Here is a 26,040-nt window from a genome sequence, read left to right on the forward strand (position 1 = left end):
ACGGCAGAGGGGATCAGCGGCGGCGGCGCTGCATCCACCACGCGACGGTAGCGCAGAACATCGCCCAGGCCGACCCGACGATCCAGCCTGCCAGCACGTCGGTTGGCCAATGGACACCCAGATAGACCCGGCTGATCCCGATCAGCATGGTCAGGAGCAGCGAAACGATCATGACATAGGCGCGCACCCGCAGTTCCGGCAGGACCCGCGTCAGCAACGCCCCCAGCGTCAGGTAGATCATCGCCGACATCATCGCGTGGCTGCTGGGGAAGCTGGAGGTGAACACCTCGACACCGTGCGGCACCAGGTCCGGGCGGGCGCGCTCGAAGAACATTTTCAGCGTGAACGAAAGCAGGGTGCCGCCGCCCGCCGACACCAGGACCAGCAGCGCCATCGCCCGCCGGCGGAGGATCAGGAGGAAGCCCACCACCACGGCACAGGTCAGCGTCAGGACCGGCACGCCGCCCAGTGCGGTGATGTCCCCTGCCGTCCGCTCCAGCCAGGCCGGCCCGATCGGATCGGACAGGTCGGCCGGATTGCGCAGCGCCAGCAGGATGACCCGGTCGAACCCGCCGGTGTCTCCCTCCAGCACCTCCTCGGTCATCAGGCCGAACACGAGGACGATCGCCGCCACCGCGCACAGCGCACCCAGCAGGGCGAATTCGTAGCGTCCAAGGCGGCTCAGGAAATCCGGGCGCGGCAGTGCCCGCAAATAGCTCAATCGCATCCGGTCAAGGCGCTCCGCGTCGTCCAAAGGTCGTGACGCGATACACATAGATCAGGACCAGCCCGGCCGCGACGACATTGGAGACCGGGTTGAGCCAGCCCTGGACCAGCTCGTACTGGCTGCCCAGCACGTATCCGGCGCCCGCCAGCAACGCGGTCCACACGCCGGTCCCGACGGTCGAGTAGAGCAGGAACCAGCCGAGCGGCATCCTGGCGATCCCGGCCGGCACCGAGATCAGGGTGCGCACCGCCGGTACCAGGCGGCCGATGAACACCGCCATGCCGGCGTGGCGGTCGAACCAGGCCTTGGACCGGTCGACCTCGTCCGGCGAGATGGTCAGCCAACGACCGCGCCGCTCGGCCCAGCCACGCAGCCGGCGCAGTCCCATCCAGCGCCCGAGATAGTACCAGAACAGCGCGCCCAGCACCGAGCCGACGGTGCCGGCCAGCACCACCCCGGCGATGCTGAACTGGCCGCGCTCGGCGGCGAACCCGGCCAGCGGCATGATCAGTTCGGACGGGATCGGCGGAAAGACGTTCTCCGCCAGCATGAGCAGCGCGATGCCGGCATAGCCGGTGTGCTCCACGAGGTTGGTGATCCAGTCGAACATGATTGCTCCAGGATGGGACCCAGCCCCGAACGCCGCAGGAGGATGAAGGCTCCCGCAAGGCAGCTGCCGCAAAGGGTCGCGCCGCCCGGAGGATCCCGCCAAGATGGCCGCTGCAAGCGACCAGGGAGGCAGGCAGATCATGGCAGGCAGCGACGGCAGCGTCCTCGACCGGTTCCGGCTCGACGGCAGGAAGGCGATCGTCACCGGCGGCGGCCGCGGGATCGGCCGCGGCATCGCCCTGGCGCTGGGACAGGCCGGCGCCGACGTCGCGATCGTGTACGAGAAGGCGAAGGACCGCGCGGAGGGCGTGCTGGCGGAACTGCAGGCGCTGGGCCGCACCGGCTCCTACGTGCAGCAGGCCGATGTCAGCGCCAGCGCCGACGTGCAGCGCATGGCGGAGGAGGCGGAGCGCCGGTTCGGCCGGGTCGACATCCTGGTCAACAATGCCGGGATCGCCCACAACGCCGCGGCCGAGGACATGACCGAATCCCAGTGGGAGCGGATGATCCGCATGAACCTCACCTCGGTGTTCCTGAGCTGCCAGGCGATCGGCCGGCAGATGATCCGGCAGAAGAGCGGCGTGATCATCAACATCGGCTCGCTCTCGGCCAAGATCGTCAACTTCCCGCAAAAGCAGGCGCACTACAACGCCGCCAAGGCCGGCGTGCACCTGCTGACCAAGTGCCTGGCGGTGGAATGGGCGCCGCACAACATCCGGGTCAACGCCCTGGTGCCGGGCTATATCCACACCGAGCTGGTGGACCCGATCATGGAAAAGCACGGCGAGATGGTGAAGAAGCACTGGCTGGAGCCGTCGGTGCAGAACCGGTTCGGCACCGTCGAGGAACTGGGTGCCGCCGCCGTCTACCTGGCCTCGGACGCCTCCACCTTCACCACCGGCGAGGAGATGGTGGTGGACGGCGGCTACACGCTGCGCTGACCCAAGGTCCCGGGCGTCTGAACCGGAAGTGTCGGCAATCCGTACCGGATGACGGTTGATCGATCTTTGAAGAGATGAGCATGCAGGATTTTCGTTCCGGCATCTCCAGCCCCGGATGGATGCAGGCGGGAGGGGTTCTGTCGTGACCGTGCTCACTGCCGGCTTTCCGGCCGCCGCCAGCCCGGCATCGGCTACCGACGCCTTCGGCCTTGCCGAGGGCGAGGTGCGGATCCCCGTGCCGGATGGCGAGATACCGGCCTACCGCGCGATGCCGGAGGGCGGTGGCCCGTTCCCGGCGATCCTGGTGATCCAGGAGATCTTCGGCGTGCACGAGCACATCCGGGATGTCTGCCGCCGGCTCGCCAAGAACGGCTACTATGCGATCGCCCCGGCCCTCTATGTCCGCCAGGGCGATGTCGGCCCGATGGACGACGTGCAGCAGATCCTCCGGGAGGTCGTCGCCCGGGTGCCGGATCCCCAGGTGATGGCCGACCTGGACGCCACGGTCGCCTTCGCCACGGCGTCCGGGGACGCTGACGCCGGACGGCTCGGGATCACCGGCTTTTGCTGGGGCGGACGGATTGTCTGGCTCTATGCGGCCACGAACCCGCAGGTGAAGGCCGGTGTCGCCTGGTATGGCCGGCTGGTCGGCGACGGCAGCGCCAACACGCCCCGGCACCCGATCGACGTGGCGCCCGGCCTCGCCGTCCCGGTGCTGGGCCTTTATGGCGGCCAGGACCATGGCATTCCTTTGGAGACGGTCGAGCAGATGAAGGCCGCCCTGGAGAAGGGCACGTCCGGCTCGGGCTTCGTGATCTATCCCGAGGCCGGGCACGCCTTCCACGCCGACTATCGACCGACCTACGACGAGTCGGCGGCCAAGGACGGCTGGAAGCGGATGCTGGCCTGGTTCGCCGCCCACGGGGCCGGGTGAACCGGAGGGTGGCAAAGGCCGGGACCGGTCAGGCGGACCCGGCCGCCTCGCCCTCGTCGATCAGCACGATGTCGTCGCCGGGCTCGGTGGATGCCTCCAGGGCCTGCACCGCCTGGTCGACCGCGTCGTCGGCGAAGCTGCGCTCGCCGCAGTTGCGGCAGCGCCAGGCCGGCACCTGGATGTCCTCGACGATCCGCCCGGCCCGGCGGATCGCGATGGTGACGCTGTCGGCGCGCAGGAGGCCCGCCTGGCAGTAGGGACAGAGCATCCGGTCACTCCGCGATGGTGAGGCCGGCTTCCCTGCAGCAGGCGACCAGTTCGGCGTGGCCCATCTTCGCGAACGTCAGCGGGTGCGCCTTGGCCGGGTCCTGCTCGGCCTCCACCACCATCCAGCCCGCATAGCCGATCTCGCCCAGCACGTTCACGATCTCCCGGAAGCACACCGAGCCCTGGGTGTCGCCCGGCACGGTGAACACGCCCTCGATCACGCCCTTGAGGAAGCTCCAGCGGTTGTTGCGCAGCTGGGAATGGACCGCCGGGCGGATGTTCTTCGCGTGGAAATGGTTCACCCGGGCGGCATGCCGGCGCAGCGTCGCCACGCAGTCGCCGCCGGCAAAGGTGAGGTGGCCGGTGTCGAACAGGAGGCCCACCGCCTCCCCGGTGCTGGCCATCAGCAGGTCGACCTCGCGCTCGGTCTCGACCACCGTGCCCATGTGGTGGTGGAAGGCCATGGCGATGCCCTCCCCCTTCATCCATTCGGCAAGCGCGGTCAGCTTCTCGCCATAGGCCGCAAACTCCGCCTCGGGCATCCGCGGCCGGTTCGCCACCGGCGTGTTGATCTGGCCCTGCACCGTGCCGGTGGTCTCGGCATAGACCAGCACCGGCGATCCCATCGCCACCAGCAGGTCGAGATGGCGGCGGACCGCCTGCTTTTCCTGCTCGATCGAGCGCTGGCGCAGTTCGCCGGAGAACCAGCCGGTGATCAGCTGCAGCCCGTGTTCCGCCATGATCGGCTTCAGCGCGGCCGGGTCGTCGGGGAACTTGCCGCCCTTCTCGATCCCGGCATAGCCGGCCTCCTTGGCCTCGCTCAGGATCTGCTCGAGCGGCGTGACGCCGCCCAGTTCCGGCAGGTCGTCGTTGGCCCAGGCGATCGGCTGGGTTCCGAGGCGGACGGTGCTCACGTTTCGTTGCTCCCTGTGGGTCATGGGCCGGCTTCCGCTCCGGCGGAGCGGGCATCCAGCAATGCGATGGCCTCGCGATGTTCCGCCGGCGCGTGGGCGATGTCGAGATAGGGCCGGGCCGGCCGCCAGGGCCGCACCGCCGCCCGGAACCGCTTACCGAGATCGAGGATCGCGTCGGCGGCGATCGGCGGCGCGGCAAGGAAGTGGCGGGTCAGCTCGCAGGTATGGGTGTCCCACGGGTTGAACGCGGACGGGCTGCGCACCGGGTCGCGCGCCCAGAACACCGGGTAGGGCTTGCCGCCATTGATGCCGCGCAGGCCGCTCCAGCCGACATGGTGGATGACCAGGTTGCCGGTGGGGGGCTGGTCGGCGATCTGCTCGGCCAGTTCGATCGAGATCAGGAACCGGCCGGCCCGGGTCGAATCGGCCAGGCGGAAGCCGATATCCATGTCCGGGCCGATATAGTCGGCGCGCTGGCCGGAGCGAGCACCCGCCCGCACCTCGACGTTCGGGAACGGGAACTGCGCCAGCCAGCCCAGCCCCTTCAGGCGCAAGGGCCCGCGCGCCAGGTCCTGGTCGTACTCCACCAGCGCATCGAAGAACGCCGCGCACAGCAGGGTGGTCTGGGCGAAGTCGGTGACGTCGAAGACGAACAGGATCTCGTCGCCCAAAAGCTTCCAGACCGAATTCATCGGGTCGCAGCCGCTTCCAAGGGCGCGGGCGTCGGCATGGCGCTGGAACAGGGCGGGAAAGTCGCGAAAGAAGCCGGAGATCGATTCCGACCACTCGATCGCCCGGGTCACGTCGCCGGCGATCATCTCCGCCTTGTAGACGGAGCTTCCCACGATGTCGGCCGAGAGAAACAGCCGGACCTCCGGCTTGAGAGTCACCGTGACAGACCGAGCTCTTCCCGGGTCGCCAGGTCCAGCGAAACCAGGCGATAGGCGGCCGCGGCGCAGGAGACATAATAATGCGCGGCAAGCTTGGTCGGCTCGTTGCCGCATTGCGCGGCACAGCGGCAGAACGATTCCTTAGGCATCAGCAGCGCGGCGGCAAACTGATTGGCCTCGCGCTCCACCGGGTCGCAGCCCCAGCGCCCGACCCGGATCCGCTCCGAGCCGAGCGGATCGCCCGAGTGCAGGACATAGTGGCCAAGCTCATGGCCGATCGTGAAATTGTCGCGCATCGGGCCGGTGATCGGCGACAGCTTGATCAGGAAATCGCCGGGCCCGTAGACCTCCAGCGAGCCGCCATCGAGTTCGCGCAGATGCGGCACGTCGACCGTGCCGATCCGCCCGCCGATCGCGGTCACCAGATCGCGCAGGCGGTCACGTCCCGCGACGAAATCATGCTCCGCCGCGAACTGGTTGGCCCGTGCCTCGATCTCGTCGACCGGAAGGCAGCAGGGCCTGGCCGTCACGAACTCGATCACCCTGTCCAGCTCCTCGACCATCATCGGCTTGACGACATGTAGGCACAGCCGCGCATCCCGCCAACCCGATGGCTGATCCTAGCATGCCCGGGCAGCCGGCTCCATGCGCGGCCATGCCGGATCACACCCCCAGCCGCTGCCGCTTCTTGCCCTCGACATGCTCGCGGAACGCGTCCTCGACCCGCTTGCTGTTGGAGACTTCCGGCGTGCCGCATTCCCACCAGGAGCCGTTCTCGCCGGTCCAGTCGGTGGGGTGGACATCGACATGGATCACCGTGGTGCGGTCGGCGGCCTTGGCCTGGCGCACCGCGTCGTCGAACTCGCCCATCGTGGTGACCCGGATGCCCAGCGCCCCCATCGATTCGGCATGCTTGGCGAAGTCGACGCGGAACGCCTCCTTCACCTTGGTGCCCTTCTCGATCAGGTTGTTGAAGCTGGGCTGGCCCTTGTTGGTCTGCAGCCGGTCGATGACGGCGAACCCGCCATTGTCGCAGACCACCACGATCATCTTGTGGCCGGTCAGCACCGACGAATAGATGTCGGAGTTCATGAGCAGGTAGGAGCCGTCGCCGACCATCACGAACACGTCGCGCGACGGATCGGCCATCGCGGCGCCCCAGCCGCCCGCGATCTCGTAGCCCATGCAGGAGAAACCGAACTCGCAGTCGAAGGTGCCGATGCCCTTCGCCTTCCAGTTCATCTCCAGTTCGCCCGGCATCCCGCCGGCCGCGGTCAGTGCCAGGTCGCGCTCCCCGGCCAGCCGGTTCACCGCGCCCACCACATGGGCATAGGTGCTCTCCTCGGCATTGGTCGGGCCGGAGCGGCCATCGATGTACTTGTTCCACTCGCCGTACCAGGCCTTGCCCTGGCTCAGCCAGCTCTCCGGCGCCTTCCAGTTGGCCAGGGCTTGGCCCATCTCCGCCAGCGTCACCCCGGCATCGCCCACCACCGGCAGGCTCATGTGCTTCTTGGCGTCGAAGCGCGCGGTGTTGATCCCGATGAAGCGGGCATCCTCGGGGAACAGGGTCCACGACCCGGTGGTGAAGTCCTGCAGCCTCGTGCCGATCGCCAGCACCAGGTCGGCCTCGGCGGCCAGGTGGTTGGCCGAGGACGAGCCCATGATCCCGACCGGGCCGCAGTTCACCGGATCGTCGTGCAGCAGCACGGTCCGGCCGTTCAGGGTCTCGGTCACCGGGATGCCGTGCTTTTGCGCAAACGCCGCCAGCTGCGCCTCGGCATCGGCATAGCGCACGCCGCCGCCGGCGATGATCATCGGCTTCTTCGCGGCCTTCAGCAGTTCCACCGCCGCCTCGATCTGGCGGACATCGGCGCGCGGCTTGGGGATGTGGTGGACGGTCGGCTCGAAGAACCGCTCGGGATAGTCGAACGCCTCGGCCTGGGTGTCCTGGCAAAGCCCCAGGAAGGCCGGGCCGCAATCGGCCGGGTCCAGCATCATGCCCAGCGCCTGCGGCAGGGACTGGATGATCTGCTCGGGCCGGGTGATCCGGTCCCAGTAGCGCACCACCGGCTTGAACGCGTCGTTCACCGACAAGGTCGGGTCGCCGAAATGCTCGACCTGCTGCAGCACCGGGTCGGGGAAGCGGCTGACATAATAGTCGCCGGAGAGCAGCAGCAGCGGCAGCCGGTTGGTGTGCGCCACCGCGGCCGCGGTCACCATGTTGGTGGCGCCGGGACCGACCGAGCTGGCGGCGATCATGATCTGCTTGCGCTTCTTGGCCTTGTTGAAGCCGATCGCGGCCAGCGCCATCGCCTGCTCGTTCTGGCCGCGCCAGGTCGGCAGGACGTCCTTCACCTCCTGCAGGGCTTCGGACAGGCAGGTGACGTTGCCATGCCCGAAGATCGCGAACAGGCCGGGAAACAAGGGCTCGGTCTTGCCGTCGATCACGGTATGCTGGCTGGTCAGCCAGCGCACCAGGGCCTGCGCCATGGTCAGACGCACTGTCTTCATCGTTCTGCCTCCCCGTACCGGCCCCTTGTCCGAACGGCGCAAACCATAGGGGAGCGTGGATGGCCGGTGAAGTATCCTTGGCCGCCGGGCCGGCAGATCGGCCGACGCCCCTGCTCATGGCGGGATCCGGCCGTCCGAGAGGGCGGGCAGCAGCAGGCCGCAGCCGATGAACCGGCAGCCAAGCGCGCCGCCCAGGTTCTCCTGGCGCCAGGTCCCGCCCTCGTTCGTCCAGTGCCAGAGATGGTCGTTCGGCCCCCTGGCATAGACATGGGCGGCGCCGTCGCTGCCGCCATAGGCGGTCAGGTTGCCGATCATCCCGCTGCCGGCCTGCTCCTGGCGCCATGTCCCCCCGCTGTTCCACCAGTGCAGGAGGCGGTTGCCGGTCCCGCGCACGAACACATGGGCGGTGCCGTTGCTGACATAGGCGGAGGGGCCGCCGATGACGCCCTTGCCGAGTTCTTCATGCCGCCAGCCGCCGCCATTGTTCCACCAGTGCCAGAGGCGGCCGTTCAGCGTCTGCGCGTAGACGTGGTGGCTGTTCGCGCCGACCGCGTAGGCGGTTGGCGGATTGACGATGGCGCCGCCCAGGTCCTCGCGGCGCCATTTCCCGCCGGACTTCCACCAGTGCAGGATGTTGCTGGTATGCGCCCGCCCATAGACATGGTGGACGTTGCCCACGGCATAGGCGGCCGGGGCGCTGACCAGTTCCCGGCCGAGATCCTCCTGGCCCCATTCGCCGTCGGAGAACCACCAGTGCCAGAGGCGGCCCTTGCGGGTGTGGGCGAAGACGTTGCGGTGCGGGACGCCATAGGAGGTTGGCGGACCGCCCGGGTCGCCGCCAAGATTGGCCACCCGCCATTTCCCGGCAAAGCGTCGCCAGTGCATGAGGTCGCCGTTGCGGCCGAAGGCATAGACGTTGGCGCTGTTGCTGCCCAGGTCATAGGCGGTCGGGCCGGAGATGATGTCGCCGCCCAGGTCTTCCTGGCGCCAGGTCCCGCCGGTGCGCCACCAGTGCAGGAGGTGGTTGCTGCGTCCGCGCACAAAGACGTGGTGGTCGCCGCCGCCGACGACATAGGCGGCCGGCCTGTCCTGCATCAACGGGTTGTGGCGCGGATCCTCCCCCACGCCGAACGCCGGCAGACCAATAATCAACAAAAAGAAAAAACCTGCCAGGATCATCACCCTGGGCAGGCCGTTATTTCCGGATCCAGGCCTCACCGCCTCTCTCCCCTTGAGGTGCGAGCAGGATCCAGGATGCTCCATTTTGACGGGCTTGCTGTCAACGCCGCAGGATTGCCCGGAATGCCCGGCCGGCTGGCGGTGAAGAGAGAGGGTGCTGCCGGCGCCCGGTCCGGGAGCGGGACGAGGCCCGAGGCCTCGACCTGCTCCCGGCGGCTCCTCAGTTCGCCTTCACCACGAGGCGCTTGCGGCGCGCCATCAGGTTGAGCGCCTCCACGCCCGCCGAGAAGGCGATCGCGAAGTAGACGTAGCCGCGCGGCACGTGGAAGTGCAGGCCCTCGGCCACCAGCATGGTGCCGACCAGCACCAGGAAGGCCAGCGCCAGCATCTTCACGGTCGGGTGGCGGTTGACGAAGTTGCCGACCGGCTCGGCCGCGACCAGCATCACGATCATCGAGATGACCACGGCGGTGACCATCACCGACAGATGGTCGGCCATGCCGACCGCGGTGATCACCGAATCCAGCGAGAACACGATGTCGAGCAGGACGATCTGCACGATCGCCATGGCGAAGCCGCGACCGGCTGTCGAAGCCTCCGTGTGCTGCTCCTCCATGGTGTGGTGAATCTCCAGCGTGCCCTTGGCGAGCAGGAACAGCCCGCCGCCCAGCATGATGATGTCGCGCCAGGAGATCTCGAAGTCGCCGATCGACGCGATCGGCTCGGTCAGGCCGACGATCCAGGCGATGCCGGCCAGCAGGCCCAGCCGCATCAGCAGCGCCAAGGACAGGCCCAGCCGCCGCGCGGTGTTCTGCTGGTGGGCCGGCAGCCGGCTTGCCACGATGGAAAGAAAGATCAGGTTGTCGATGCCCAGCACGATCTCCAGCGCGGTAAGCGCGGCGAGCGAGGCCCAGGCGGCCGGATCGGTGAGAAGCGCCAGAACGTCCATGGTGATCTCGGGGTCATGAGCAGATGTGGATGATGTAGCGGGCTGCCATGACCGGACCACCGGTTTCCGCACAATCTCCGGCGCTTGGGCGCGCACGGCCGGCGAATGATGCGGATGCGGCACGTCCTGTCGCGCTGTTCGTTGACGGCGGCGCGCCCGGCAGGCAGGTGGCGGATCTTCGACCCTCGGGAGATCCCACTTGACCGAAGCCGCGATCGCGCTTGGCAGCAATCTTGGAGACAGCCGGTCGATCCTCGACCGCGCCGTGGCGCTGATCGGCCAGCGGATCGGACCCGTAACGGCCCGCTCGCCCTGGATCGAGACCGCTGCCCTGGTCCACCCCGACGATCCGGTGCGCGAGCATCCCGCCTATCTGAACGGGGCGCTGGTCGCGGAAACGGAACTGCCTGCCGAAGAGGTCCTGGCCGAGCTTTTGGAGATCGAGCGGATGCTGGGACGGGTGCGCGACCCGGCGGCCCCGCCCTGGCAGCCGCGCGAGATCGACCTGGACCTGATCCTGCTGGGGGACCAGGCGGTGACCCTGCCCGGCCTGACCCTCCCCCATCCCCGCATGCACGAGCGCAACTTCGTGCTGGGCCCGCTGGCGATGATCCGGCCGGACTGGCGCCACCCGCTGCTTGGCCACTCGATCCAGGACCTGCTGTCGGCGCTCGACAGCGGCTCCTGAACCACCGCCCCCTGACATTACGAAGTCATGAACATTCTTAAGACTAGTGCGGCGGGTCATTGGTGGCCGGCCGTAGAGCGATTCGGTGTATTATGTTTATTTTCCTAGTTGAGTTGGCTGGCAAGGCTGATCTGTCGTGTGTTTTCGCATTTTCTATCTAAGTTTTCTATCCTCTGGATCCAGGGGCCGGACCATCGGCAGCCACCCGAGTACGCCAAGCCGCCAAGTTTCTATTGCACTTTCTTAATGTTTTGGTAACTACCCTTGCAGCAGCCAAGCAAGGGTAGTCTTCATGGCCAACTTGATCGCAGGCACCCCCTCCGACGACATCATCAACGGCACCGCCGACGCCGACGAGATCCGCGGCGGCCTCGGCAACGACCAGATCTGGGGCCATCTGGGCAACGACCTGATCTACGGCGAGGACGGCGACGACGTCGTCAACGGCGGCCAGGGCGACGACTTCATCCAGGGCGGCATCGGCAACGACCGCCTGTTCGGCGCGTCCGGCAAGGACGTCATCGAGGGCGGCGCCGGCGACGACCAGATCTACGGCTATGACGGCGACGACATCCTGCGCGGCATGGACGGCAACGACGTGCTGAGCGGCCAGTTCGGCAACGACATCCTGCTGGGCGGCAACGGCCACGACTTCATGCGCGGCGGCGAGGGCAGCGACATCCTCGCGGGCGCGTCCGGCAAGGACAAGCTGTACGGCGATGCCGGTGCCGACCGCCTGACCGGCGGCGACGACGACGACACCATCCGCGGCGGCGCCGGCAACGACAACATCGACGGCGGCACCGGCAACGACGTGATCTGGGGCGACGACAGCTTCGGCTCGGCCACCGGCGACGACATCATCACCGGCGGCCAGGGCGACGACATCGTCCGCGGCGAGTTTGGCGCCGACCTGGTGTTCGGCGCGGTCGGCAACGACCAGCTGTTCGGCAATGACGGCGACGACCGGCTGCATGGCGGCCTGGGCGACGACACGGTCGAGGGCGGGGCCGGCAACGACCTGGTCGACGGCAAGAGCGGCAACGACACGCTGCGAGGCGACGCCGGCAATGACCGCCTGACCGGCGGCACCGGCGACGACATCCTCGACGGCGGTGCCGGCGACGACCTGCTCTGGGGCCAGTGGGGCAACGACACCATGACCGGTGGTGCCGGCAAGGACACCTTCACCATCCTGCGCGTCGGCGGCGAGCGCGACATCATCACCGACTTTGAGGTCGGCAGCGACCAGATCGTCCTGCGCGGCGGTGCCACGGCGGCCGACGCCATTGCCGGTGCTAGAGTGGTGGACGGCAACACCGTGATCGATCTCGGCCAGGACCATCTGGTCACGGTGCTGGGCCAGACCGGAATCGCCTCGAACTGGTTTGGCGCCTGATCCTTTCCCCTCGACCAGCGCGACTGAACCCCGGGCCATCAGGCCCGGGGTTTCTTTTTTCCGCCGCCCGCATGGCTGGCCAGGCGGCCCGCATCCCGTCTAAGCCATCGCCGTGGATGATCCGGGAGGGCGGCATGGACTGGATATGGCAGGACGGCGCGCTGCGGCCCGAACCGGAGGTCCGGGTCGACCCGGCCGATCGCGGCCTGCTGCTGGGCGACGGCCTGTTCGAGACGATGCGGGCAAGGGCCGGCCATGTCCCGCTGCTGGAGCGCCACCTGGCGCGGCTGCACGACAGCGCCCAAGCCCTGGGCCTGTCGCTCGGCCATGATCCTGCACGGCTGGATAATGCCATTCGCGACCTGTTGCGGGCCATGGGCCTGACCGACGCAGCGGTGCGCCTGACCCTGACCCGCGGGCCCGGTCCGCGCGGCCTGCTGCCGCCGGAGCCGGCAAGGCCGATGCTGATGATCCGGGCCATGCCACTGGCGGCATCGCCGCTGCCGCCAGTGCGCGCCGCCACCGCCGCGATCCCCCGCAACGAGCGCTCGCCCCTTTCGGCCATGAAGACGCTGAACTGCCTGGAGCAGATCCTCTGCCTGCGGGCCGCCCGCGCGGCCGGCCAGGACGACGCGGTGATGCTGAACGGCAAGGGCCATCTCGCCTGCGCCACCAGCGCCAACCTGTTCCTGGTCCGGGACGGAGCGCTGCGCACCCCGTCCCTCGCCTGCGGGATTCTGCCGGGCATCACCCGCGCCCGCCTGGTCGAGGTCTGGCCAGGACCGGTCCGGGAGGAGCCGCTTGGCCCGGACGACCTGCTGCGCGCCGATGAGGCGTTCCTGACCAACAGCCTGATCGGCGTCCGCCCCCTGGTCGCCCTGGACGGCCGGCCGGTCGGCTGCGGCCGGCCGGGCCCGGCTGCCGCGCGCGCCGCTGTTCTGCTGGAGGAAGCAGGGCGGGACCCGCCCTAGCGGCCCCGGCGCCCCAGCCGCTCCATCCGCGCCAGCCAGCGGCGCCGGCGCGCCTCGCTGCCCTCCACCATCCCGACCAGCGATTCGCCGCTCGGCCGGATGCCCACGAAGCGCAGGATGTTGCGCTCCAGGCTGCGCAGGCTGTGGGCGCCGAAATACCAGCGATAGACCAGGGCCGGCATGCCCATGGTGACCACGATCCGCGCGGTGCGCCCGGACAGGAGCCTGGTCCGCCCGCCGGTCCCCACGGCAAATCCTGGCCGCAGCACCTGCTCCAGGAACCCCTTGAGCAGCGCCGGCATCCCGCCCAGCCAGAGCGGATAGACGATCACCAGATGCTCCGCCCAGGCGATGGTCGCCTGGGATTCCCGGATGTCCGGCGGCACCTCCGGATCGTCCCAGGCGCGCTTGCTGGTCAGCAACGGAAACGACAGGCGGGCGATCTCGATCGTGCGAACCGCATGCCCGGCCTCCTCCGCCGCCTGGGCATAGGCTTTGGCCAGCGCATGACAGTAATGCCGGTCTTCCGGATCGGGATGGCCCTGGATGATCGCGATCCGCCTGGGCATCCAACGCCTTCCGTCAGCGGCGGCCCGGCCGCCCGAGCCGCTGCTCGGCGTCGTGGACATGGCGGATCGTGCGGAGCAGCACGTCCGGGGTGACGCTGATCGAATCGATTCCGCATTCCACCAGGAAGGCCGCGACTTCGGGATAGTCGGACGGCGCCTGGCCGCAGATCCCGCTGTGCCGGCCGTTGCGCCTGGCCCCCTCCACCGCCTGCCGCAGGAAGGCGGTCACCGCCGGGTCGCGCTCGTCGAAGTCGAACGCCACCATCTGGCTGTCCCGGTCGACGCCGAGCGTCAGCTGGGTCAGGTCGTTGGAGCCGATCGAGAAGCCGTCGAAGCGTTCGGCGAACTGGTCGATCAGCAGGACGTTGGCCGGGATCTCGCACATCACGTAGATCTCCAGCCCGTCCTGGCCGCGCCTCAGCCCCTCCTCGGCCATGGCGGCGATCACCCGGTCGGCCTCGTCCAGCCGGCGGCAGAACGGGATCATCAGCTTCAGGTTGGTCAGGCCCATCGTGTCGCGCACCCGGCGCATCGCGGCGCACTCCAGCCCAAACGCTTCCCGGTAGGCCGGGTGCGCGTAGCGGGATGCGCCCCGGAACCCGAGCATCGGGTTCTCCTCGTGCGGCTCGAACGCCCGCCCACCCAGGAGCGCCGCGTACTCATTGGTCTTGAAGTCGGACAGGCGCACGATCACCGGCCTTGGCCAGAACGAAGCGGCGATGGTGCCGACCCCCTCGGACAGCCGGTTCACGAAGAACTCCGCCCCCGAGGCATGGTCGGCGATCATGGCCTGGATCGCCTGCCGCTCGCCCGGATCGGGCACCCGCTCGGGATGCAGCAGCGCCATCGGATGCGCCTTGATCGCCTCGCTGATGATGAACTCCAGCCGGGCCAGGCCCACCCCGTCGGCCGGCAGCCGCGCCAGGCCGAAGGCGAGGTCGGGATTGCCCAGGTTGATCATCACCTCGGTGGAGGGCCGCGCGACGCTGGCGAGATCGGTGCTCTCCACCCGGAACGGCACCGCCCCCTGGTAGATCCGGCCGGCATCGCCCTCGGCGCAGGACACGGTGACCACCGCCCCGTCCGGCACGGCGGTCGTGGCGCCCTCGGCGCCCACCACCGCCGGGATGCCCAGTTCCCGGGCGACGATCGCGGCATGGCAGGTCCGCCCGCCGCGATTGGTCACCACCGCCGCCGCCCGCTTCATCACCGGCTCCCAGTCCGGCGTGGTGGTGTCGGCGACCAGCACCTCGCCGTCGCGGAAGGCCTCCAGGCCCCGCAGGTCGGTGATCAGCCGGGCCGGCCCGGTCGCGATCCTGGTGCCCACCGCCCGCCCGGTCGCCAGCACCTCGCTCCTGCCGACAAGCACGAAGTCCTCGACCAGCGTGGCGGACCGCCGGGAGGTGACCGTCTCCGGCCGGGCCTGGACGATGTAGAGCCGGCCATCCACCCCATCCAGCGCCCACTCGATGTCCATGGGCGTCGGCCGGCCGGCCTGGCGGCTGTAGTGCTGCTCGATCCGGATCGCGTAGTCGGCCAGTTGCAGCACCTGGGCGTCGTCCAGGCAGAACCGCCGCCGCTCCTCGGCGCTGGTGACCCGGTTGGTGACCGGCTCGCGGGTGCGGCCTTCCGCATAGACCATCTTGATCTTCTTGCCGCCCAGCCGGCGGCGCAGGACGCAGCGCTTGCCCGCCTGGAAGGTCGGCTTGTGGACATGGAACTCGTCGACGTCGACGGCCCCCTGCACCACGTTCTCGCCCAGCCCCCAGGCCCCGGTGATGAACACCGCGTCGGCGAACCCGGTCTCGGTGTCGATCGAGAACATCACCCCGGCGCTGGCGAGGTCGGCGCGCACCATCTTCTGCACGCCCACCGACAGCGCGACCTGGAAATGGTCGAACCCCTGGTCGATCCGGTAGGAGATGGCGCGGTCGGTGAACAAGGAGGCCTGGCAGCGGCGCACCGCGTCCAGCAGCATGCCGGGGCCGCGCACGTTCAGGTAGGTGTCGTGCTGGCCGGCGAAGCTGGCGTGCGGCAGGTCCTCGGCGGTTGCCGAGGAGCGCACCGCCACCGAGAGATCCTCGCCATATTCCGCCCGCATCTGCTCGTGCGCCGTCAGGATCGCCGCCTCCGTCTCCGGCGCCAGCCCGGCGGCATAGACGATCTCCCGGCAGCGGGCTCCCGCCCGCGCCAGGGCGCGCACGTCGTTCTTGTCCAGTCCGTCCAGGGCCTCGTGCAGACCAGGCCAGGCATCGGCGCGGGTCAGTCCGTCCCGGAACGCTTCGGCGGTCACCGCGAACCCGTTCGGAACCGGGATGCCCAGCGGCACCAGCTCCTGCACCATCTCGCCCAGGCTGGCGTTCTTGCCGCCGACCAGCGCCACGTCGCCGATGGTCAGTTCCGAAAACCAGCGCACGTCCCGGTTCGCTGCCATGGCCGTTTCCTTTCGCGATCGATCCAGCGGGCGGTCAACGATACACCAGCACCGGAACCTTCGAGTGCGTCAGCACCCGGCTCGTCTGGCTGCCCAGGAGCAGGGCCGACATTCCGCGCCGGCCGTGGGACGCCATGGCGATCAGGTCGCAGCCCTTGGCCGCGGCCGTGCCGATGATCGCCTCGTGCGGCTGGCTGTGCTCGACCTCGACCATCCCGCAGTCGATGCCGAGCGCCTGCCCCTCCTTCCAGGCCGCATCGAGGATGCCCTGCGCGTGGCGCGCCGCTTGCTCGTGGAAGCTGGATGGCGTCTCGGTCACCTGGTAGGGCGTCATCGAGAAGGGCAGGAACGGCTCGACCACCGTCAGCACCGTCACCTGCGCGCCGATCTCCTGCGCGAAGCGAAGGCCCTTCTGGAGAGCCGCCGTGGCCAGGGCCGAGCCGTCGGTCGGGATCAGCAGGTGCCGGAACATGAACCATCCTCTCCTTGCCGGACGCGCCGGCATGCCGTTGCGCCATGCAACACGATGGTCGGAGGATCGGCGATGCCGGCAGGATGGTCATTGATTCAACGCAAGCCGCGCGGCTTTTGCTGCCTCGGGATCGACAGAGTCGACATGCCGAAGGTCGGCCAGGAGCAGGTCCGGCCGATCAACAGGCGATCATGGAGAGGGAACTGGTGGAGCCGATCGGGATCGAACCGACGACCTCGACGGTGCAAACGTCGCGCTCTCCCAGCTGAGCTACGGCCCCGTTCCGGCGCCTATATGCCGGGCGGAGCGCCATCGGGCAAGGGCGAAGGTCAAGGCCAGCGCAGGAGACCAGCGGCGAGCGTGTCGGCCTCTCCCAGGTCGGCGACGGCGATGCGGTCGCCGGTCCGGCGGAGCCGCTGGCCTGGCAGGAGCGCCTCCAGCACCCCCAGGTCCAGCCAGTCGGCGGCCGGCGCACCGGTTTCCCGCTCAAGGACGCCAAGATCGATGCCCTCCGCCAGCCGCAGCCCGTCGATCGCCCGCTCCCGGGCCTGGTCGGCGGCCGCCAGGCGATGCAGCCGCCCCCGTCCGTCGCCGCCCGCATCCACCGCCCGACGCCAGCGATTACCCGGCCCGCCGCGCCACCAGCGCCAGCCTTCCGCTCCCGGCCAGCGCCCATAGGCGCCCGGCCCCATCCCCAGGATCGGAGCCCCGCGCCTGGCGCCCAGCAGCCAGCGCGCCTCATGGCCCGGCAGCGCCCAGTGAACGGCCTCATAGCGCCGAAGCCCCTGCCCGCGCGCCAGGCCGTCCAGCCGCTCCACCGCCTCGGCCGGCAGGCTGCCGCCGCGAAGCCCCAGATGGACCACGCCCGCCTCCATCAGCCGGCGCAGCCAAGGCGCCGTGCAGCGCCGCAACTCACGCGGCCCCAGGTCGACGGCATGGGGTCCGGGCGCGCCCGGATGCGGCCAGCCTGCCGGCAGCCGCGGCCAGGAGCGGCGGCTGACACCGAGCGCAGAAGCAGCGGCCTCGTTGCCGGCATCCCCATGCCAGGTGATCTCCGCCCCTGGAGCGAGCACGCCGGCAGCGGCGAGATCGCCGGCAAGCGCGGCCGCCGCCCCAACCTCCACCGCCACCGGCGCGTCCAGGAACAGGCTGGCGAAGCGCGCCTTGGGCAGGCCGGCAAGCGCCCGGCCGAGCGCTGCCCGCAGCCGTTCCAGGCCGGGATCGGCGCGGTCGACCCGCAGCAGCAGCCCGGCCTGGGTCATGCCGGGCTCATGCCGGGGTGAAGCAGCGCTCCTTGAGGAGCTGGAAGGCGCGGGTGCGATGGCTGATCGCGTTCTTCTGCGCGGGGTCCATTTCGCCGAAGGTCTGCCCGAACCCGTCCGGCACGAAGATCGGGTCGTAGCCGAACCCGTTGGGCCCACGGGGCGCCTCGACCAGCTGGCCGGGCGAGCGCGCCAGGACGATCTCGTCATGGCCGTCCGGCCAGGCCAGGCACAGGCAGCTCACGAACGCGGCGGCGCGGTCGGCTTCCGCGAAGCTGCCGAAGCGCTCCGCCAGCTCGCGCACCACCCGCGCCATCGCCGGCCCGAAATCCTTGCCAGGCCCCGCCCAATCCGCCGAGTAGACCCCGGGCGCACCGTCCAGCCCGGCGCAGGCCATGCCGCTGTCGTCGGCCAGCGCCGGCAGGCCGCTGGCCCGGGCGGCGGCGTGCGCCTTGATCCGGGCATTGCCCTCGAAGGTCGCCTCGGTCTCCTCCGGCTCCGGCAGGCCGAGATCGCCCGCCGAGACCAGTTCCACCGGATAATCGCCCAGGAGTGCCCGCAGCTCGGCGAGCTTGCCCTTGTTGTGGGTGGCGACCACCAGCTTCGGCTCGGTGAAGCGGCGGCTCATGCGAAGCCCGCCTCGGCCAGCGCCGCCAGCTGCCGCTCGACCAGCTGCCGCACGCCCTGCTCGGCCAGGCGCTGCATCGCCACGATCTGGGCCGGCTCCAAAGGCGCCTCCTCGGCGGTCACCTGCATCTCGACGATCTTGCCGGACGGGGTCAGCACGAAATTGGCATCCGCCTCGGCGCCGCTGTCCTCCAGATAGTCCAGGTCGAGCAGGGCTTCACCCTTGACCAGGCCGCAGGACACCGCGGCCACCGGCTCGCGCAGCGGCAGGCTCGGCAAAGCCCCCTTCTGCACCAGCTTGCGCAGGGCCTCGTGCAGGGCGACATAGGCGCCGGTGATCGAGGCGGTGCGGGTGCCGCCATCGGCCTGCAGCACGTCGCAATCGACCACGATCTGCCGCTCGCCCATCGATTCGACCAGGGTGACGGCGCGCAGCGAGCGGCCGATCAGCCGCTGGATCTCCATGGTCCGCCCGCTCTGGCGGCCCTTGACCACCTCGCGCGGCGAGCGGGAATGGGTCGAGCGCGGCAGCATCGCGTATTCCGCGGTCACCCAGCCCTTGCCGGTGTTGCGCAGGAACGGCGGCACCCGTTCCTCGACGGTCGCCGTGCACAGCACCCGCGTGTTGCCGAAGCTGACGATGCACGAGCCCTCGGCATGCCGGTTGACCCCGATCTCGATCGTCACCGGCCTGAGCGCCTCCGCCAGCCGACCATCCATCCTCATGTTCCGCGTCACCCTTTTCGTGTCCCGTCGCGCTGCCGCTCATAGGGGCTTGGCGTCCCGAAGTCTCGGACCGATCGCAGGGCGTCCCCCGGCTCACCCCGCTTTCCCTGCCGCGACGGCGTCGATCCCGGTTGCTCTGGAGCTTTCGCGAACGCAGGTAGAGAGCAACGACAATGCAACAGACAAGCCATGCCAGGGGAGCGCTCATGACGGCCGATGCGGGGATGAAGGCGGCATCCGATCTGCTGTTCCGCTGCTGGGAGGAAGGCTGGAAGCTGCCCTCCGTGCCCGACGAGATGCGCCCGCGGACGCGCGCCGACGGCTACGAGGCCCAGGCCTTCCTGGAGCAGCGCAGCGCTTCGCCGCTGTTCGGCTGGAAGATCGCGGCCACCAGCCTGGCCGGCCAGGCCCATATCGGCGTGGACGGGCCGCTGGCCGGCCGTATCCTGCAGGAGCGGGTCCTGCCCCCCGGCGCCACCGTGTCCCTGGCCGGCAACGCCATGAAGGTCGCCGAGCCCGAGTTCGCCTTCCGGATGGCCCAAACCCTGGCGCCCCGTCCAGGAGATTACGGCACCGACGAGGTGATGGCGGCGGTCGGCAGCCTGCACCCGGCGATCGAGGTCCCGGATTCCCGCTTCGAGGATTTCGTCAGCGCCGGCGAGGCCCAGCTCCTGGCCGACAATGCCTGCGCCCACCAGTTCGTCTTAGGGGAGCCTGCCCCGGACGGGTGGCGCGACCTGGACCTGGTCACCTTCGCGCCCAAGGCCACCGTGCGCCGCCCGGGCCAGCCGCCCACCACCCGGATGGGCCAGGGCGCCAACGTGCTGGGCGACCCGCGCGTCGCGCTGACCTGGCTCGCCAACGAATTGTCCCGCCTGTCGATCCCGCTGCAGGCCGGCCAGGTGGTCACCACCGGCACCTGCATGGTGCCGCTCGCCGTCGAGGCTAGCGACGAGGTCGAGGTCGATTTCGGCGTGCTGGGCGGGCTGCGGATCGCGTTCGGCGCCTAGTCCGGGCGCAGGATGCGGCCACCCCGGCGCAGCAGTTCCTGCGCTTCTCGGAAATGGGGCAGCTCCGGATCTCCGGTGAAGGAGGCACAGGCCGCCGCCAGCCGTTGATGCGCCAGCCCCGCCTCGCCTGCCGCTGTGGCTGCACGAGCCATGCTGATCGCGGTGCGCAGCCGCCACAGCGGGGCGTCCTGCGCAGCCGCGATGGACCAGGCCCTTTCCAACTCCTGCTTGGCTGCAGCCGGATCGGCCGCCGGTTCCAGGGCCAGCAGCTCGCCCCGGCGGCGCACCAGTTCCGCTTCGAACCAGCCCTCCCGGATGCGCTGGGCCTGCCTAAGAGCCTTGGTGACCTGCAGCAGGAGCTCCGGCTTGGCCCGTCCCGCCCAGGAGAGCGCGTCGATCAGGAGGCAGCGGTTGTACGGCATGAAGATCCGTGTGCGGGTCCCCAGCAGGGCCGTGAACCCTTCGCTGATCCGGGCAAGGCCCGCCTCCGGCTGTCCGGTCCGTGCCAGGGCCCAGCCATGGAATACCTTCGCCTCGCCTGCAAACATCAGGAAGTCCAGCTTCTCGGCCAGATCCAGATAGGCCTCCGCTTCCGCCAGGGCCGTGGCGGTGTCGCCGCATAGCTCGGCAACCATGAAGCAGTAGGCGCGGGCATAGGCGCCTGAAGCGGGATGCCTGAGGAAAGTCGCGCGGCTCAGCGCCTCTCGGGCGTACTGCCGCGCCCGGCCCGGCCGGCCGCCAATCGTGAGGATGAGCGCCAGGTAGCACAGGGCGACCACCCGGGTGTCGCAATAGAAGCCGAAGGGCGCGGACAGCCCCGGGTCGTCGAGAGCGAGAACTGCGCCCAGATGGTGTCGCGCCCTGGCAAGATCGCCCATGTGGAACGAGTTGACGCCGATGACCCGGTGGCCCAGCGACTGCGCGACCACGTCCCCTCGGCGTTCGCCCAGCGCCAGCAGCGCGGCGCCTTCTCTTTTCGCGGCTTGGTAGTCCGCGCGAATCGCCTTCACGCCGCATTGCGCCAGGAGCACCAGCGGCAGCTGGTCAGGTTCGCCCAGCGACTCGCAGAGGGCGCGGGCGCTCTTCCAGACCCGTTCCGCGTCGAGCGAGCCGTAGCCGCGCAGGCTGGCGACCACGGAGCCCAAAGCAATCTGCAGGTCAAGTTCGCGCCGCATCCGCCCGCGATCTTCGGGCATCCTGTCCAGCAGGGCCAGCGCCTGGCTGAGATGGGCGATAGCCTCGCGGCCGGCCGAGCGCGCGATCGCGAGGGTGCCGGCTTTCTGCCAGTAGGCCACGGCCTGCTCGATGAGCTCCGCTTGCGTGAAATGATGGGCGAGCAGTTCCGGCTGAACCGCGACCACATCCGGGAAACGCGCTTCGATCGTTCGCGCTACCTTGGCATGAAGCTCGCGGCGCCGACTGCGCAGCAGCGTCCGGTAGGCGACATCCTGCACCAGCGCATGCTTGAAGGCGTAACAGCGCTGGGCTGCCGGTCCGCGCACGAAAATCAGTTCCGCCTGCAGAAGATCAGCCAGCGCGCGCTTGAGCATTCTGGTCGGCCAGCCGGCCACTTCTGCCAGCAGGTCGAGAGAGAACTCCCGGCCGATCACCGCGCAGACCTGGACGACGCCACGAACATGCACCAGCCGGTCTAGGCGCGCCAGCAGCGAGTCCTGGAGGGTCGCGGGAATCACCGGAAGATCCGCCGGCTGCCCCGGAGGCGGCAGGTCCCGGACCAGCTGCCGGGACTCCACCAACGTCTTGGTCAGTTCCTCCACGAACAATGGCACGCCATCGGTCCGCGCCACGATCTGGCTGAGAAGCGCGCGCGGCAGGTCCGTTTGCCCCGCCACGCTTTCGGCCATGGCTGCGGCATGCTGGTCGTCCAGGCTGGCGAGCGTGAGGAGGCCGACATGGCCAAGGCTGCTCCAGCGCGGCTCGAAGCCTGGCCGGCAGGTCACGACGATCAGCACCGGCAGGTCCTGAAGTTGCTCGATCGCCAGGTCCAGCAGCTCAAGGGTCGTGGGATCCATCCAGTGGGCATCCTCCACGATGACCAACAGGCCCTGGCCTGCCGCCAGCCGCTCGAACTCGGCTATCAGCGCCCGGAAGGTTCGCGCCTTGCGCTCGTGCGGGCTGAGGTCCTCCAAGGAGCAGCGATGATCCGGATCGATGCCGAGAAGCTCCGCAAGCAGCGGCAGGGTGCGCTCGTCGCGGCCGGCGTCGGCGCCCAGCATCGCCTCCAGCTTACCCAGCCGGACCTGCGCATCGTCCTGCCGGGCGAAACCTGCGGCACGCTGGAGCTGCTCCACGACCGGCCATAGGGCGGCGTTCACGTGGAAGGGAGAACACTGGTAGCGCAGGATCTGCCCGCTCCCGCGAACTTCCTCGCTGATCGCCCAGGCGATCCTCGACTTGCCGATGCCCGGCTCGCCCCGGATCAGGACGACCTGCCCCTTGCCGGCAAGGGCCAGCCGCCAGCGGTCGCGCAGCAGGTTCATTTCCTGGCTCCGACCGATCATCGGCGTCAGCGCAGCCGTGTGGCGCGCCCGGAACCGGTCCCCCACCTCCGCATCGCGCAAAACGCACCAGGCCTGGATCAAGGCGCTGAACCCCTTGAGCCGGCGGCGGCCCAGGTCGCGGTAGAGGAACAGGTCGCCCAGCAGCGTCCGCGTGCCGTCCGCGATGATCACCTCGCCTGGTTTGGCGAGACCTTGCAGTCTGGCAGCCAGGTTGGGCGTCTCTCCCACCACCGAACGCTCACGCGACTCCCTGCTGCCGATCAGTTCGCCGACCACCACCTGCCCGGTCGCGATCCCGATCCGCGCCGACGCCGCGGTGGCCAGGTTCAGGAGAGGCATGGCTGCAGCGATGGCGAGCCCGGCGCGCACCGCCCGTTCCGCCGCATCCTCTTGGGCGACGGGCCATCCGAAATAGGCCAGCACTCCATCGCCCAGATACTTGCTGACATAGCCGCCGAAGCGCGCCACCTCATCCGTGATCAGGTCCTGGTAGGCGTGGATCAGGTCGCTCATCTCTTCCGGGTCGAGACGCTGGCTCAGTTCCGTGGAACTGACCAGATCGACGAACATGACCGTGAGTTGTCGCCGCCCTGCCGACGGCGGGTATCGCGGAGCTTTGGGATCCAGCGATCGCTCGTTCGCCCTGGGGTTCCCGGATGGCGCCGTCCCGGTGCGAAGCATCTGGATCGCATCGAGCATGCGCCGGCGGTGGCCGACGGCGGCGACACCGATTTCCTTCAGGTCGTCGGCGGTCAGCCGGACGAGCAGGCCGAAACCTACGTCATGCTTGCGGAAGTGCGGGCCGTACTGCTCCAGCCCCAGTCCGCGTAACCACGCGTCGAGGTCCAACCCACTCGCTCCCGGCCTTGCCTGGGACCCACCAGTATAGACGCGGCAGCGCGATCCGCTCCCTGAAAGAGCAAGCTTGTCTCAACTTGAAGATGAAAAATTCTTCAGGACGTTTCCGTTATTGCGCTCCACGCCGCCGCAGCGGTCGGCAAGCGCCGAGAGGGTGGCGCGGATCGACATCAATTCGCCGATCTTGCCGTCGATCTCGCCGATCCGGTCCAGGGCCAGCGCCTTCACTTCCGCGGCGCTGCGGTCCTGCCCCCGATAAAGCGCCAGGAGGTCGCGGCAGTCGTCGACCGAGAAGCCCAGCGAACGGGCGCGCTGGATGAACAGCAGGGTCTGGACGTCGGTCTCGTCGTAGAAGCGATAGCCGCTCTGCCGCCTGGCCGGCGCCTCGATCAGGCCGATCTGCTCGTAGTAGCGGATCGTCTTGACCGGCAGGCCCGAGCGCTCCGCCGCCTGTCCGATGTTCACGTCATTCCTTCCCCGCCCCCTCGCCGCCCAGCTCAGGCCGCCAGCGGCGCCGCGGCCGGCTGGCGCTCCCATTCCGGCCCCCAGACCTGCACCACATGGCCGGGCGACACCTCGCGGTACTGGCGGACCGGCGGCTCGTAGTCGGGCGGCCGCACCGGGCTCTTGATCTCGTCCTCCGACACCTCGCGCCGCTCGCCGCGCATGGCCGGATCGGCGATCGGCACGGCGGCCAGCAGCTTGCGGGTATAGGGGTGCTGCGGGTTGCCGAACACCACGGCGCGCGGGCCGATCTCGACGATCTCGCCCAGATACATGACCGCGACCCGGTGGCTGACCCGCTCGACCACCGCCATGTCGTGGGAGATGAACAGGTAGGCCAGGCCGTAGCGCGCCTGCAGGTCGAGCATCAGGTTGATCACCTGCGCCTTGATCGAGACGTCCAGGGCCGAGACCGATTCGTCGGCCACGATGATCTTGGGCTCCAGCGCCAGGGCACGGGCGATGCACACGCGCTGGCGCTGCCCGCCGGAGAACTCGTGCGGCAGGCGGCTCGCCATGTCCGGGGTCAGGCCGACCTGCTGCAAAAGGTCGGCGACCCTGGCCTGGGCCTTCGCACCGCTGGCCAGCCCGTGCGCCAGGAGCGGTGCCGCGATCGCGGCGCCGACGCTGCGGCGCGGGTTCAGGCTGGAGAACGGGTCCTGGAAGATCATCTGCATGGACCGGCGCATCAGGCGCAGGCCCGGCTTGTCCATGGCGCGCACGTCCTGGCCCTCGACCAGGATGCTGCCGTCCTGCGGCTCGACCAGCCGCATGATCGAGCGCCCGGTGGTGGACTTGCCGCAGCCGGATTCGCCGACCAGGGCCAGGGTCTCGCCGGCCCGCAGGTCGAAGGAAACGTTCTCCACCGCATGGACCCGCCCGGTCACCCGGCCGAACAACCCGGTGCGGATGTCGAACCGGGTCACCAGCCCGGCCACCTCCAGCACCGGCCGCGCCTGGGGCTGGATGGTCTCGCCGGTCTCCATCGGCACGTCGGACTGGCCGGTGGCGGTGTCCACCACCGGGAAGCGCATCGGCCGGGCCCGCCCCTCCATCGAGCCGAGCCTGGGCACCGCCGAGAGCAGCGCCTTGGTGTAGGGCCTGGCTGGGCGGGCGAAGATCTGGGTGGTGGGACCGCTCTCGACCATCTCGCCGCGGAACATCACCACGGTCCGGTCGGCGATCTCGGCCACCACCCCCATGTCGTGGGTGATGAACAGGACCGACATGCCGTTCTCGTCCTGCAGTTCCTTGATGAGCTGCAGGATCTGCGCCTGGATGGTCACGTCCAGGGCGGTGGTCGGCTCGTCGGCGATCAGCAGCTTGGGCCGGCAGGCCAGCGCCATGGCGATCATCACCCGCTGGCGCATGCCCCCGGAGAAGCGGTGCGGGTACTCGTGGAAGCGCGAGCGGGCGGCGGGGATACGCACCTTGTCCAGCAGCCGCACGGTCTCCGCCTCGGCCTCGCCCCGCGACATGCCGCGATGCTGCACCAGCGCCTCGGCGATCTGGAAGCCGATGGTCAGCACCGGGTTCAGGCTGGTCATCGGCTCCTGGAAGATCATCGCGATGTCATCGCCGCGGATCTGCCGCATGTCGCGCTCGGGCAGGGTCAAGAGCTCCTGCCCGGCCAGCTTGACGCTGCCCTCGATCCGCCCGGCGTTCTTGGGCACCAGCCGCATGATCGAGAGCGCGGTGACGCTCTTGCCCGACCCGGATTCGCCGACGATCGCCACCGTCTCCCTGGGCGCCACCTCGAACGACACGTCCCGCACCACGGTGCGCCAGCCGTCCTCCATGCGGAACGCGGTGGACAGGTTGGCGACGGACAGGATCGGCGTGGTCATCGGCGACAATGTCTCCCGGCGTTCGGATCCCTGGCGGCGGCCCCGCGATGATAGGCAAGCCCCTCCACCGCCGTCTACGCCCAGCCTGCCGGAGGCACTGGCCGCCGGCCTGCAACCTGTCCGCCAACTCAACCTCACCGATCCCGCAGCCGCGACCTGGCGCACCCTCGCCGCGGCGTGCGCGCTCCTCTATGCCCGAAGCCGTTCCTTGACGGATTTCGGGGTTTGAT

At 69.4% G+C, this 26,040-nt stretch carries 24 protein-coding genes and 1 tRNA gene; 6 read left to right on the forward strand and 19 right to left on the reverse strand.

Features of this window, described 5'->3' with window-relative positions; all coding sequences use genetic code 11:
• Positions 1-13: 13 nt before the first annotated feature.
• The gene (locus tag GEMRO_RS0101545) at positions 14-727 is read right to left on the reverse strand and encodes a phosphatase PAP2 family protein (RefSeq protein WP_051329524.1); all 714 of its coding nucleotides are present in this window, start codon (positions 725-727) and stop codon (positions 14-16) included.
• A 4-nt stretch (positions 728-731) separates the two neighbouring features.
• The gene (locus tag GEMRO_RS0101550) at positions 732-1,337 is read right to left on the reverse strand and encodes a DedA family protein (protein WP_027132606.1); all 606 of its coding nucleotides are present in this window, start codon (positions 1,335-1,337) and stop codon (positions 732-734) included.
• A gap of 103 nt (positions 1,338-1,440) precedes the next feature.
• Here GEMRO_RS0101550 and GEMRO_RS0101555 point away from each other — a divergent pair, with 103 nt between their 5' ends.
• Positions 1,441-2,277 carry an SDR family NAD(P)-dependent oxidoreductase gene (locus GEMRO_RS0101555; protein ID WP_205624874.1) on the forward strand — a complete coding sequence of 279 codons (837 nt, stop codon included), beginning with the start codon at positions 1,441-1,443 and terminating at the stop codon, positions 2,275-2,277.
• Positions 2,278-2,392: 115 nt separating this feature from the next.
• Entirely contained in the window at positions 2,393-3,211 is an 819-nt protein-coding gene (locus GEMRO_RS0101560; protein WP_051328567.1) for a dienelactone hydrolase family protein, read from the forward strand.
• A 28-nt stretch (positions 3,212-3,239) separates the two neighbouring features.
• Here GEMRO_RS0101560 and GEMRO_RS0101565 read toward each other — a convergent pair whose 3' ends face one another.
• The 7 genes from GEMRO_RS0101565 to GEMRO_RS0101595 all read right to left on the reverse strand — a co-directional run bounded on the left by GEMRO_RS0101565 (position 3,240) and on the right by GEMRO_RS0101595 (position 9,921).
• Entirely contained in the window at positions 3,240-3,479 is a 240-nt protein-coding gene (locus tag GEMRO_RS0101565) for a YgiT-type zinc finger protein (protein ID WP_027132609.1), read from the reverse strand.
• A 4-nt stretch (positions 3,480-3,483) separates the two neighbouring features.
• Positions 3,484-4,392, reverse strand: coding sequence for a myo-inosose-2 dehydratase (iolE, locus tag GEMRO_RS0101570; RefSeq protein WP_240476571.1), 909 nt, complete (start codon positions 4,390-4,392; stop codon positions 3,484-3,486).
• A 20-nt stretch (positions 4,393-4,412) separates the two neighbouring features.
• Positions 4,413-5,282 carry a nucleotidyl cyclase domain-containing protein gene (locus GEMRO_RS0101575; protein ID WP_027132611.1) on the reverse strand — a complete coding sequence of 290 codons (870 nt, stop codon included), beginning with the start codon at positions 5,280-5,282 and terminating at the stop codon, positions 4,413-4,415.
• Complete coding sequence (locus GEMRO_RS26910) at positions 5,279-5,848, reverse strand: ImmA/IrrE family metallo-endopeptidase (RefSeq protein WP_051328568.1); 570 nt, start codon at positions 5,846-5,848, stop codon at positions 5,279-5,281. Before GEMRO_RS26910 ends, GEMRO_RS0101575 begins: the two co-directional genes overlap by 4 nt.
• 97 nt (positions 5,849-5,945) lie before the next feature.
• Entirely contained in the window at positions 5,946-7,793 is a 1,848-nt protein-coding gene (iolD, locus tag GEMRO_RS0101585) for a 3D-(3,5/4)-trihydroxycyclohexane-1,2-dione acylhydrolase (decyclizing) (protein ID WP_027132612.1), read from the reverse strand.
• 114 nt (positions 7,794-7,907) lie between these two features.
• Positions 7,908-9,011, reverse strand: a complete 1,104-nt coding sequence (locus tag GEMRO_RS26915; protein ID WP_169728298.1) for a hypothetical protein — start codon at positions 9,009-9,011, stop codon at positions 7,908-7,910.
• 181 nt (positions 9,012-9,192) lie between these two features.
• Complete coding sequence (locus GEMRO_RS0101595) at positions 9,193-9,921, reverse strand: TerC family protein (protein ID WP_035484583.1); 729 nt, start codon at positions 9,919-9,921, stop codon at positions 9,193-9,195.
• A gap of 199 nt (positions 9,922-10,120) precedes the next feature.
• On the opposite strand from GEMRO_RS0101595, the gene folK reads away from it, so the two are divergent.
• From folK to GEMRO_RS0101610, 3 genes are all read left to right on the forward strand, one after another.
• Positions 10,121-10,609 carry a 2-amino-4-hydroxy-6-hydroxymethyldihydropteridine diphosphokinase gene (folK, locus tag GEMRO_RS0101600; protein WP_027132614.1) on the forward strand — a complete coding sequence of 163 codons (489 nt, stop codon included), beginning with the start codon at positions 10,121-10,123 and terminating at the stop codon, positions 10,607-10,609.
• Between the two features lie 292 nt (positions 10,610-10,901).
• Positions 10,902-12,008: a calcium-binding protein gene (locus GEMRO_RS26920; protein ID WP_051328570.1), complete on the forward strand. Its 1,107-nt coding sequence runs from the start codon at positions 10,902-10,904 to the stop codon at positions 12,006-12,008.
• Positions 12,009-12,142: 134 nt separating this feature from the next.
• Complete coding sequence (locus GEMRO_RS0101610; protein WP_027132615.1) at positions 12,143-12,979, forward strand: aminotransferase class IV; 837 nt, start codon at positions 12,143-12,145, stop codon at positions 12,977-12,979.
• On the opposite strand, the gene GEMRO_RS0101615 is transcribed toward GEMRO_RS0101610, so the two are convergent.
• From GEMRO_RS0101615 to rph, 7 genes are all read right to left on the reverse strand, one after another.
• Complete coding sequence (locus GEMRO_RS0101615) at positions 12,976-13,548, reverse strand: NAD(P)H-dependent oxidoreductase (protein WP_027132616.1); 573 nt, start codon at positions 13,546-13,548, stop codon at positions 12,976-12,978. The two genes, GEMRO_RS0101610 and GEMRO_RS0101615, sit on opposite strands and share 4 nt — an antisense overlap.
• Before the next feature lie 13 nt (positions 13,549-13,561).
• Entirely contained in the window at positions 13,562-15,982 is a 2,421-nt protein-coding gene (gene ppsA / locus GEMRO_RS0101620; protein ID WP_027132617.1) for a phosphoenolpyruvate synthase, read from the reverse strand.
• 34 nt (positions 15,983-16,016) lie between these two features.
• Positions 16,017-16,454, reverse strand: coding sequence for a universal stress protein (locus tag GEMRO_RS0101625; RefSeq protein ID WP_027132618.1), 438 nt, complete (start codon positions 16,452-16,454; stop codon positions 16,017-16,019).
• A 204-nt stretch (positions 16,455-16,658) separates the two neighbouring features.
• Positions 16,659-16,734, reverse strand: a tRNA-Ala gene (locus GEMRO_RS0101630).
• A gap of 49 nt (positions 16,735-16,783) precedes the next feature.
• Positions 16,784-17,716, reverse strand: coding sequence for a hypothetical protein (locus GEMRO_RS0101635; RefSeq protein WP_027132619.1), 933 nt, complete (start codon positions 17,714-17,716; stop codon positions 16,784-16,786).
• A 7-nt stretch (positions 17,717-17,723) separates the two neighbouring features.
• On the reverse strand, positions 17,724-18,344 hold the full coding sequence (gene rdgB / locus GEMRO_RS0101640; RefSeq protein ID WP_027132620.1) for an RdgB/HAM1 family non-canonical purine NTP pyrophosphatase: 621 nt from the start codon (positions 18,342-18,344) through the stop codon (positions 17,724-17,726).
• Positions 18,341-19,069: a ribonuclease PH gene (rph, locus tag GEMRO_RS0101645; RefSeq protein ID WP_027132621.1), complete on the reverse strand. Its 729-nt coding sequence runs from the start codon at positions 19,067-19,069 to the stop codon at positions 18,341-18,343. Before rph ends, rdgB begins: the two co-directional genes overlap by 4 nt.
• A gap of 206 nt (positions 19,070-19,275) precedes the next feature.
• Between rph and GEMRO_RS0101650 the strand changes: the two genes are divergently transcribed.
• Positions 19,276-20,079 (forward strand): 2-keto-4-pentenoate hydratase, encoded by an 804-nt coding sequence (locus tag GEMRO_RS0101650; RefSeq protein ID WP_027132622.1) that lies wholly within the window; start codon positions 19,276-19,278, stop codon positions 20,077-20,079.
• Here GEMRO_RS0101650 and GEMRO_RS26925 read toward each other — a convergent pair.
• The 3 genes from GEMRO_RS26925 to GEMRO_RS0101665 all read right to left on the reverse strand — a co-directional run bounded on the left by GEMRO_RS26925 (position 20,076) and on the right by GEMRO_RS0101665 (position 25,810).
• On the reverse strand, positions 20,076-23,450 hold the full coding sequence (locus GEMRO_RS26925) for an ATP-binding protein (protein ID WP_084506419.1): 3,375 nt from the start codon (positions 23,448-23,450) through the stop codon (positions 20,076-20,078). The two genes, GEMRO_RS0101650 and GEMRO_RS26925, sit on opposite strands and share 4 nt — an antisense overlap.
• 81 nt (positions 23,451-23,531) lie before the next feature.
• Entirely contained in the window at positions 23,532-23,924 is a 393-nt protein-coding gene (locus GEMRO_RS0101660; protein ID WP_027132623.1) for a MerR family transcriptional regulator, read from the reverse strand.
• A 32-nt stretch (positions 23,925-23,956) separates the two neighbouring features.
• Positions 23,957-25,810, reverse strand: coding sequence for an ABC transporter ATP-binding protein (locus GEMRO_RS0101665; RefSeq protein ID WP_027132624.1), 1,854 nt, complete (start codon positions 25,808-25,810; stop codon positions 23,957-23,959).
• Between the last annotated feature and the right edge of the window lie 230 nt (positions 25,811-26,040).

This window comes from Geminicoccus roseus DSM 18922, assembly GCF_000427665.1.
Lineage (GTDB): Bacteria > Pseudomonadota > Alphaproteobacteria > Geminicoccales > Geminicoccaceae > Geminicoccus > Geminicoccus roseus.